Here is a 9,977-nt window from a genome sequence, read left to right on the forward strand (position 1 = left end):
ACCTGTTTCGGAATCGACCGGCCGGACACCTCGACGATACTGTGCGCTTTCGACCACTCCAACGTCGATGCCATGTCGATCGCCGTCGTGGTCGACGAGATCCACACCCTGTACGACGCCTACCGCCGCTGCCCGTCGAACCCGGAGACAGACCTGCCTCCGGTCGGCGGGTTCGTCGAGTACTGCCGCATCGAAGCAACCCTGCCACTCGTCGACCACGACGGCGATCGACATGGCATCGACGTTGGAGTGGTCGAAAGCGCACAGTATCGTCGAGGTGTCCGGCCGGTCGATTCCGAAACAGGTGTACGACGGGAATCGTCGTGCATCGCAATGCAGTTCGAGCGCGTTCCGGAGATGATTCCGGAGGGTCGACGCCGACGAGAAGGTGGTTCGAGTGGATTGCCTCATCTGCACCGAACCGGGTTCGTAGATCGTCCGCTCGATTCCGGCCGGCACACGAACGAACGAACTGCGCAGGGTGTCGTGGCGGTCGATCAGGTGCTCGAAGGCCCACGCGAGCGCCCGGGTATCGAGGCTTCCCTGCACTTCGAATGCTCCGGCTATCCAGACGCGCTCGGCGTCGTCCAGATCACCGAGGTGAAACCGTTGATTGAACGACGGTGGAACCGGTGACGGCTGCGGTTGACCGGTGACGTCGGCGGTGAATTCGACGACCGTGCCCACGCGTGGGGTGTACTCAGTGATCGAGGTGACCCGCACCGGCCGGCTCCTGAACGAGATCGTCGAGCGTCAGGCGGTAATCGCCTTCGCGTGCAATGGTTTCCAGCACGTGCGCCAGATGATCGTGGTACCGCTTCACCGCTGCTGCGGCAACATCGGTATCGGGGGTCTGGGCCACCAGATACAGATGCTCACCGTCTCGATTGATCCACATCGACGCATTCGACGTCGAACCCTCGCCGGTGAAGTGCTCGGCGCGCGTGTCCGCGTCTCGACCGACGCCGGGGAACCAGCGAAAGTCGATGTACGAGAGCATGTTCGGACTCACTGCCAACTCGCTGCCGAGAGTGCCGTCGGCGGCCAGTGCGCCCAGTACGGCGTGCACCGGGGCCTCCGCGATCTGCTTGGCCTGTTCGAAGCCTCGGTGGGCCAGAGCGGCGACGTCGGAGAACCTGTCGTTTCCTGTGACCTCGAACGCGACCGGAGCGAAATTGACGAACCACCCCTGGGATTGTCCGTAGTCACCGTGGTGCCGGGTACTGAGCACGGTGATCCCGAAGTAGTCGGTGGTTCCGGCCAATTCGAAGTCGGTGATCCCGACGGCAGCGAATATGCCGCTGCTCATCCGGGCCCCGGCGGCCTTGCATGCGGCGTCGAATGCAGCCGTCGGTTCTTTGCCCAAGAGGTGGCGTTCGACGATGCGAACGGGAGCCTTCTCGCCCGGCGCGAGTCCGAGGTCGAGTGGGAACCGAGGCATTCGGCCGTCGTGCCGGGTGAAAATGTCTCGCCAAGCGGCGATTTCGGGAGAATCGGCCCCGAACGTCGCAGCCCGCGCCCGCTCGTCGGCGGCGTAGACCAGATGGCTACCTGCCTCCGCCGGGATCGGTGCGTCCGCGCCGGTCTCGAGCGCGTACAGATCGGCCAACTCGCTGATGACCAACGCCTGCGAGCCGCCGTCGGTGAATGCGTGATCTGCGCCGTAGTACAAGGTGAAGCTGCCGGGCCTGGCCACCACGCCGACGACGAATCCGGGCCAGGCGTCCGCGGTCGCCTCGGCCGAGAAGCGCCCACGTACGTAGCGTTGGAATTCGTCGTCGTCCGTCACTTCTCCGGCGTCGGACACCTCGAACTCCGCGACCTCGGGTGAGGCGAGATGCCGAACGACGTCGTTTCCCTCGACCTCGAACCAGCATCGAAGACCCTCGTGCCGCAGCACGTAGGCGGCCAGTGCTCGGCTCATCGCGTCCGTGTCCACGTCACCGTCGATCTCGGTTGCCACCCCTGTGTACGCGGTGTGAACATCGCCGCGTTCGCGGGCCGCCCACGCGGCCTTGAGATGGTCCTCCTGGAGAAACGAGGGCGGAGTCGGATGGACAGGTGCCGCTTCGGCGCTCGCCCGAGCAGCCGAGGTGGGGTGCCATTCGAGCAGCCGGCCGGGAGCGGGATTCCACCTGCCCATAGCGGTGATGATCATCGTCGCTTCATCCTCCTCGATAAGGGCCGCGGGCCGATTCGATGGCTCACTCTGCGGCGACTGTCACCGACCGAGAGGCCGACGTGAGCACCGTATCGGTACCACGGTCGGAGTCGATCACTGCCGTCAACACCGCGACGAACTCGGTGATGAATCGGTGGACGTTGGTGGACGCGACATCCGAGCTGGGGAATCGTGCGGAGATGTTGAGCCCTTGGAGCGTCCGGTTGACCCAGAAGTAGACCTCGTCGTCGGCGTGGCAGTTGCTCCGCAGAGCCCGACCCTTGCGGCCCTGCCACTGCTCGGCGTCCGGGAGGAACCGCAGGTCGATGTAGGACACCACGAATCGCGGAATCTCCGTCGACTCGAGGATCTGGGCGATCTTCGAGTACGGCATCCGTGCCAACCCCTTGTTGGCCGCGCCTGCAGTTGCCGCGGCCTCGATCGCCTCCCCGAACGTGCGAGCGTTGTCGAGTTCGATCTCCATGGGCAGGATTCCGACGTACCAGCCGACCGCTGCGGCCCACTTCTGTTCGTCTCTGGTGTGCATCGGCATCACGGTGCGCAACGTCGTGCGGCCGGACAGGCGAACGTTCGTCAGCGCCAGGGCAGCGAGTATCCCGGCCTGCATGTTGTATCCGGCGGCGCGGCATGCGGCGTTGAAGGCATCGGACTTGTCGGCGGTCAGCAGCCAGGACGAGATACTGCTCTGCGCGGCCGGGCCGGTGGACGACCGGTCGACCGACACCGGAAGGGGAAACGCGGGAAAGCGTCCGTCCTCGACGGCCAGGAAGTCCTGCCAGGTGCGCACGGCGCTGTGGTCACCGGTCAGCGTCTCGCCGAGAGTCCTCTCGGCCTGGCTGAAGTCGACGTAGCTGCCGACTTCGGGCAACTCCGGGTCGACGCCTTCGAGGGCGTGTGCGTAGAGCCGGTCGATCTCGTTGATGGCGTAGATCTGGCTGTAGGCGTCCATCACCGAATGGTCGGCGGCGAACGCGAGCAGGAACGACTCTCCTGGCCCGTTCGAGAGAGCGCGGGAGGCGTCGTCCGGTTCGATGGTGGCGAGGACGAAGTGCGGCCATGCCGTCGGAGACACGGTTTCGCCGAACCAGGAGTGCAGATGGCTGAACACCTGAGTCTCGGTCCGGGGTTCGGTGTGTGCCCGATCGGTCACCTGCACCGCATCTGTCGGTGCGGTGTAGCGCAGCCAGGAACCGGATTCTTCGTCGCGCCGAACCTTGGTGCGAAACGCCTCGTGACGACCCATGTACGCGGCGATGGTCGCGCGCACTGCCTCGACGTCGTAGCGGCGGTGGATCTCGAACACCGTGCCGATCCACGAGCCCGGCGCGCTGCGCTCGCAATGGTCCTGGTGCGTGAACGACAGCCCACGGGGGTCCGGTGCCCAACGGTCGTCGTCGACGCGGGGGACCCATTCGGTCAGGCGACCGGCGGGGAGAGGGTAGTCGGCGAGTTCGGTGTATTCCATGGGAGTCCTCTTCCGTTCCGGGCTCGGTCGGCGGTGTGCGGCGTTGGTTCGGTATTGCACGTTCGATTACGGTCGAGTCGATCGTGTAAACCTGTCGGCGGTGCTCGTGCAGCGGACCGGTCGTTTATCGGATTGCTGTTGGATTGCTGCTTTCCGCATTGAAAGAACAACGTCATTGCCGTCGACCCGAAGTGTGTTCAGCACACACGATAGGGCGAAAGCGAAATTATTTCGCGACGCGAAAAAGTAATACTTCTCACTGTCGAACGTCTTGACCCGCCGGTCCCCGATCAGGAGTCGACGATGTGTCCGATTGTCGCATCTTACGATCTGGTCACTGATTTTGCTGGTCAAGATGATGACAGTTCACAGTCGGGGTGTGATGCCGACCGAATCGTAGGTCATCGCACGACGTACGCCACTGAATGGCCCGAACATGGTGTGGAACACAATCGAGACCCCTTTTCCGTGTATCTATTGCCGAATGTGAATGCATTGGTGGTGGCGAATTGACACCACTGCCGCCGTTTCTCGGATGTAGTAGGTTCGGCGCGTGACTCGAATTGGATTTGCCGATCACCTATTCTTGCGAATGCATCACGGCATCGGATATCCCGTCTACAACCAGTTCCTGTGGTGGTTCGACGAATCCGTTCAGCGGGCAGATCTGGAAAAACTACGGGGCAACCTGTCCGACGGTCTGCTCGCGCGCCGGGTGGTCGCGTCTACGGTGCCTGGTGCCCGCGATCGATGGGTGGCCTCGAACGTCTCCCATTCACTGGATTTTCACCCACACGTCATCGAACCGACCGAAGTGTCGGCGTGGGCCGACGACCGCCTCGATCGGGACATCGATCCCGAGACCGGTCTCGGGTGGCGACTGGCAGCGGCACCCTTGGCGAACGGAGGGGCGGTGCTGTCGTTGGTCGCCTCGCACATGGTCGCCGATGGCGGCGCCCTGATCGCCGCGTTCGGTGCTGCCAACTCCCCGTCCTGGCAACCCAGGTCGGTTCCCACCACGGACGGCATCGCAGCAATCGGCTCGGATCTACGAGACGCGGTCGAGCAGGTGCGGTCCGTCGCCGGCTGGGTGGTGAACACCGCTGCATCCGCACTTCCGATTCCCGCCCGATCCGGTCAGGACGCTGCTGTCCCGCGCTCGCAGCCGACTCGCTCGCAGCCGACCGTCGGAGCGGTGGACGCAGACTGGGTATCGCCTCACGTGGTTGCAGAGGTGGACGCAGGTGCCTGGAAAGCAACCGCCCAGAGATGGGGCGGCACGTCGAACTCCCTGTTCATCGCGGTCCTCACGGCAGCCTCCTGGCAGGCCGGGCGAGCCTCGATCGGAGACTCGGTGCAGTGGTCACTGCCGGTCAGTGATCGCACCGTCGACGACACCCGCTCCAATGCCACCAAGATCGTCAAGATCGAGGTCCCCGTGACCGATGCGGCCGACCGTGATCTGTCGACGATTCGGAAGATCAGCAAGGCGGCGTTCACCGCCTTCGCCGCGAGGCAGGCTGCCGGTCTGCCACCGGCAGGCATGTCGCAGGCCCTCGTGCAGATGCTGCCCGACGCCGTTGTCGCGCGTGTTCCGCAACCGCGTGACGGCGCGGAAGGCCTGGCGTCGAACCTGGGGGTTCTGCCCGAGGTCTTCACCACGGTGGCCGGCGTTCGAGCTCGCGCGGTATCGGGCAGAGCGACCTTCGCAGGTGCCGACGCCGCATTCGCGCGATCGTTGGACGGTGGCCTGACGGCCTGGGTGTGCGAGACGGATGCGAGCGTCACCGTGACCGTCCACGCCATGGATCCCGATCGATTCGTCGACGATCAGGCACTGCGTGATCACGTGGCGGAGGCTCTGGGGCGCTGGGAACTGACTGCGCGTTTCTGGTGAGTGCGTCAGCGGTTCTGCGCTGCCGCCTCGGTGATGTCGGCAGCTGCGGCCACCGCGGTTGCGGTCGGGGCGACGGTGTCGGCGAGTCGGCGTGCCGCCTGCCTGGCTCGGTCGGTGGTGATGTCGGAAATTCCCTGCTGCAGAACGGGTTCGGTCAATGTGGAGAATTTCGTGCAGGTCCCGGCTCCGATCCGGCGCAGCGCGGCTCCCCAGAACGGCTGATCGGCGCTGAACCAGCAGACGAGTGTCGGAAGACCGGCCCGCGCCGTCGCAGCCGTCGTACCCGCGCCACCGTGATGGACCGCAGCCAGGCATCGCGGGAGAATGCTCGCATGATCGACCGAATCGACGATCATGATGTTCGAGTTCGATTGGGCCGCAGCAGGATCGGCACCGGCGAGGTCGCTCCAGCCGGCACAGACGAGAGCACGAACGCCCAGCCGTCCGGTCACGTTCTCGATCATGCGCAACAGCGCCGTTGGATCGGGCACGGGCATGCTGCCGAATCCGAAGTACACCGGCGCGGAGCCTGCCTGCAGCCATTGCTCCAGTGCGGGATCGACATCGATGCGCCCGCTGCTCAGCCCCAGGAATCCGACGAACGGCCGCTGCGGGCCCCACTGTTCGGCGAGCCCGGGAAACAGCGCCGACTCGTAGGCCTGAATCTCCACTCCGCCGTAGCGTTCGGATCTAACGGGCAACGAATGCCGCGTCGGTGCCAGGCCCAGGGACACTCTCTGCGCGTTCTCGCGAGCCTTCATGGACTTCCAGCGCATCGATTCCGCCAGCGCCCACATCGATCGGTTGACGTAGCCCGGCAACGCCGCTCCCGGGGTCACGGGCACGACGCCGTTACGCCGAAGCGGGCAATAGTGCAGTGCTACAAAGGCATTGCCCGCGGATTCCGCCATGTTGAACGCCATCTCCTGCCCCAGCGAGCCGGTGACGATCGCGTGGCAACCCTGTGCCATCGACTCGAGTTCGGCTGTCATCCGGTCCCAGCCGTGATTGGCCAGTTCCGCGAGCGCCGCCATCCTGGTCCGCGGGTTGCGCGACTTGATGCGCACCCTGATCAACTCCGATTCCAACAGCCGCTGGGTGTCCGGCCCGAACGAGACCACGCTGACTCGTTCGGACTCAGCCGTTTTCGCGCGCGCGAAGTCCATCAGATTCGGTGGTGCGCCGAACAGCACGTCGTGTCCGCGATCGGCGAGTTCGACGCCGAGTGCAAGACCGGGCGTCACGTCACCGCGACTGCCGTTGAAGGGCATCACGAACTTCATAGGGTCACTCGCAGTCGCGTCGGCGTGGAAAACGTCCTCAACCTATCAGTCCCGCCCGCCGCCGTCCGGTTCGGAAAACATATGGCGGGAAACACAATTGCGGCCCACCTGCGTCCGCACTCGCGCAGCGATAGTCTCGCGTAGTGGAAAGACTGACGTACGACGACGACCTGTTCCTCCGCATGGAATGTGTTCTCGGGGTACCCGTGGTGAACCAGATCGTCTGGCGGTTCGACCGCGCCGTCGCGCCGGACGCGCTCCGATCGATGTGGCGAATGCTCGCCGCAGGCCCCATCGATCGATCCGTTCGGCGGGCCCGGGTGCCCGGAGCCCGCGACAGCTGGACCGCAGCGCGTCGATCCGCCGATCCCGTGGTCATCGGATCACCGATCGCCCGCGCGGCTGTCGACAGGTGGATCGAGGACGAGGCTGCAGTGACGTTGGACCCGATCGGGGGACCGGCGTGGCGATTGTCGGCAACCTCGGTGGACGACGGCGGCACGGTCGTGTCGTTGGTCGGCTCGCACGTCGTCGGCGACGGCGGTGCCCTCACCTCGGCGGCCGCGGCCGCTTTGGCCGGACACGCCGTTCCCGACGATTTCGTGCGCATCGGGCTCGATCACGGTTCCGAGTCCGCGATGGCGATCTCCCGAGCCGATCTGTCCGATGGCGTCGGCCGCGTCGGTGCTGCGCTATCGGGTGCGGCACGAGCGCTCGGCCGAACCGCGGTGGAGGCAATACGGGCACGGTCCACGGCGTCAGCCGACCCGAGCGCGGGAATGCCGGACGGCTCCGGTGCGGATCGTCCGCGCGTGATCGTCGCACCGGCGGAGGGTGCGTGGACGCCGAGCACCGTCGTCGTCGATTGCCTGTCCGCGGACTGGTCCGCTGCCGCAGCGAGCAAAGGCGGCAGTTCCAACAGTCTGCTCGTCGCGGTGGTGCTCGGCATCCTGACCGGGAGCGGCCGAGTCTCCACGGAGGACCGGGTACGCGTCGCCCTCCCGGTCAGTACCAGGACTGCAGGAGATCGACGTGCCAACGCGACGTCCGGTGTCTCGATCCATGTCGACCCGGGAGCGGCGTACCTCGACGATCTCGGGGTGATTCGAGCATCGAGCAAGCAGGCATTCAGAACCCAGGCCGATCGCACGGTCACGACCACGTTCGAGCTCCTCAAACCGCTGATGCAGTTGCTGCCCGACGCGATCGTGGCCAAACTCGCGGCGTCGGGCTCGGCACCGCTGTGCCTGTGCTCGAATCTCGGTGCCAGAGGTGTCGCACTGCGCACCATCGGTGGTGTCGACGCCACCGCGGTAGCGATGAGGTCGATCACGCAGAACACCGACGTGGCCTTGCTGCGCCGCACCGGCGGTGGCGTCAGTGCCTGGTGGAACGAATCGGGAGAACGCGCGACCCTGTGCGTCACCGGGCTCGATCCGGACAGCTTTCCCAGCAAGGAACACCTGCGGGGGCTGGTGGAGGCGGAGTTCGATCGATGGGGTCTGACGCCCGAATTCTGGTGACCTCGAGACAAGTCACAAGTGCGGGCGAGGACGGATTTTCGACCGGATCGCCGGTGAGGCTATGCTTTCCGACTGTTCGAGTGTTCGAGCAGGTGTGAGAAAGGGGAGCGATCCATGGCAGTGGTCGTGTTGTTCGGGTCCGAGACCGGTACGGCCGAGGAGGTCGCCGACAAGATTGCGGACGTCCTCAGCGATCATGACGCCGAGGTGCGCGACATGCTCGAGTACGAGGTGTCCGATATCGACACCGACGACTTCCACGTGGTCATCTGCTCCACCTACGGAGACGGAGAGCTCCCCACCGGTGCAGAACCCTTCTACGAAGCACTCGTCGAGGACGCGCCGGACCTCGCCGGACTGCAGTTCGCGGTGTTCGGACTGGGCGACCGGGTCTACGAGGACACGTTCAACCGCGGCGGCGAGATCATGGCCGAGAAGCTCACCGAACTCGGCGGCAAGCAGGTCGGCACCCATGCTCGGCACGACAGCTCGTCGAACATCCGGCCGAAGACCATGGCCGAGGAGTGGGCTCGCGAACTGATCGACCTGCTGCCCTGACGGTAGGAATCGGCTCCGGCGGCCCAACGGCCGGCGGGTCCGGAAGGATCAGGACGGTGTGCTGTCCCACAGGACGGCAAGCGACGTACCCACACGAGTGAGCAGGGTGCGCACCAGCGGTAGGCCTATGCCGATGACCGACGACGGATCGCCCTCGATGCGGTCGACGAACCAGCCGCCGAGACCGTCCAGCGTGAACGCCCCCGCCACCGACAGCGGTTCACCGGAGTCGAGGTAGGCCTCGAGATCCACCGAGGACGGCGTCGCGAAATGCACGACGGTCGTGCTGTGCGCTGCAGCCTGCGCCACGACCACGCCGTCGGTCACTCGGAGCACAGCGTGGCCGGTCAGCAATTCGCCGCTGTTGCCCGCCATGGACTGCCATCTCTCGCGCGCCACCTCGACCGAGTGTGGCTTTCCGTGCAGCTCCCCGCCGATCGCCAACATCGAATCGCAGCCGACGATCACCAGATCGTCGGTCGAATCCGCGAACGTCTCGGCCACCGCCGCAGCCTTGGCTCGGGCCAGTTCCGTGACCACGGTTTCCGAAGACACCGACGGCCCGAGCGCTGCGGTCAACGCATCCTCGTCGACTCCCGACACCCGAACGATCGGCTCGACCCCGGCTCCGCGCAGCACCGACAGGCGCGCCGGCGACGCCGACGCCAGGACCAGACGAACAGGGCCCGACGCCGCGTCGGAGGACCGGACCGTCACCGCGTGTGGCGTCCCGACGCGGCGTACGAATACGCCGACTGAGCCGCGAACCCGCGGTGCAGCAACACCGGCGAACCCCACAGCTCACGGGGACGAGAATCACCCGTCGACTCCGATCCGCTCTGCGCAGCCGTCAGAACCGCCACCAGCGCGGCGAGTTCCTCGTCGCTCGGATTGCCCTTCACCACTCGAACGGCAGCGGGAGTCGTGGAGACCACCTCTTCTGCGCTCGCTGCGTCGTGATTCGCTTCTGCGCTCGCTGCGTCATGATTCGCTTCTGCGCTCATAGTGGGATGTTTCCGTGTTTCTTGGGTGGGAGGGTAACTTGTTTGCGTTCGAGTAGTCGCAGTGC

General features: G+C 65.5%; 8 protein-coding genes and 1 pseudogene. 3 read left to right on the forward strand and 6 right to left on the reverse strand.

The genetic code is table 11. The features are described 5' to 3' along the window. The 3 genes and pseudogenes from CH251_RS14190 to CH251_RS14200 form a co-directional block, all read right to left on the reverse strand. Positions 1-723: pseudogene (locus tag CH251_RS14190) on the reverse strand (hypothetical protein); the annotation flags it as partial. Then, positions 701-2,158 carry a condensation domain-containing protein gene (locus CH251_RS14195; RefSeq protein ID WP_094613711.1) on the reverse strand — a complete coding sequence of 486 codons (1,458 nt, stop codon included), beginning with the start codon at positions 2,156-2,158 and terminating at the stop codon, positions 701-703. The gene CH251_RS14195 and the pseudogene CH251_RS14190, both read right to left, overlap by 23 nt. 46 nt (positions 2,159-2,204) lie before the next feature. Beyond that, complete coding sequence (locus CH251_RS14200) at positions 2,205-3,647, reverse strand: condensation domain-containing protein (RefSeq protein WP_094613712.1); 1,443 nt, start codon at positions 3,645-3,647, stop codon at positions 2,205-2,207. Positions 3,648-4,239: 592 nt separating this feature from the next. On the opposite strand from CH251_RS14200, the gene CH251_RS14205 reads away from it, so the two are divergent. Then, complete coding sequence (locus CH251_RS14205; protein ID WP_094613713.1) at positions 4,240-5,544, forward strand: hypothetical protein; 1,305 nt, start codon at positions 4,240-4,242, stop codon at positions 5,542-5,544. A 5-nt stretch (positions 5,545-5,549) separates the two neighbouring features. Here the strand turns inward: CH251_RS14205 and CH251_RS14210 are convergent, their stop codons facing one another. Next, on the reverse strand, positions 5,550-6,827 hold the full coding sequence (locus CH251_RS14210; RefSeq protein ID WP_094613714.1) for a glycosyltransferase: 1,278 nt from the start codon (positions 6,825-6,827) through the stop codon (positions 5,550-5,552). Between the two features lie 143 nt (positions 6,828-6,970). On the opposite strand from CH251_RS14210, the gene CH251_RS14215 reads away from it, so the two are divergent. After that, the gene (locus CH251_RS14215; protein WP_094613715.1) at positions 6,971-8,350 is read left to right on the forward strand and encodes a hypothetical protein; all 1,380 of its coding nucleotides are present in this window, start codon (positions 6,971-6,973) and stop codon (positions 8,348-8,350) included. A gap of 114 nt (positions 8,351-8,464) precedes the next feature. After that, entirely contained in the window at positions 8,465-8,908 is a 444-nt protein-coding gene (locus CH251_RS14220) for a flavodoxin domain-containing protein (RefSeq protein WP_094613716.1), read from the forward strand. Between the two features lie 48 nt (positions 8,909-8,956). Here CH251_RS14220 and CH251_RS14225 read toward each other — a convergent pair whose 3' ends face one another. Together CH251_RS14225 and CH251_RS14230 are read right to left on the reverse strand one after the other, a co-directional pair. Then, the gene (locus CH251_RS14225; RefSeq protein ID WP_256979071.1) at positions 8,957-9,625 is read right to left on the reverse strand and encodes a nucleoside triphosphate pyrophosphatase; all 669 of its coding nucleotides are present in this window, start codon (positions 9,623-9,625) and stop codon (positions 8,957-8,959) included. Continuing rightward, entirely contained in the window at positions 9,622-9,912 is a 291-nt protein-coding gene (locus CH251_RS14230; protein WP_094613717.1) for an acyl-CoA carboxylase epsilon subunit, read from the reverse strand. Before CH251_RS14230 ends, CH251_RS14225 begins: the two co-directional genes overlap by 4 nt. Positions 9,913-9,977: the final 65 nt, after the last annotated feature.

Origin of the sequence: Rhodococcus sp. 06-462-5 (genome assembly GCF_002258315.1) — a bacterium.
Classification (GTDB): Bacteria; Actinomycetota; Actinomycetes; order Mycobacteriales; family Mycobacteriaceae; genus Rhodococcoides.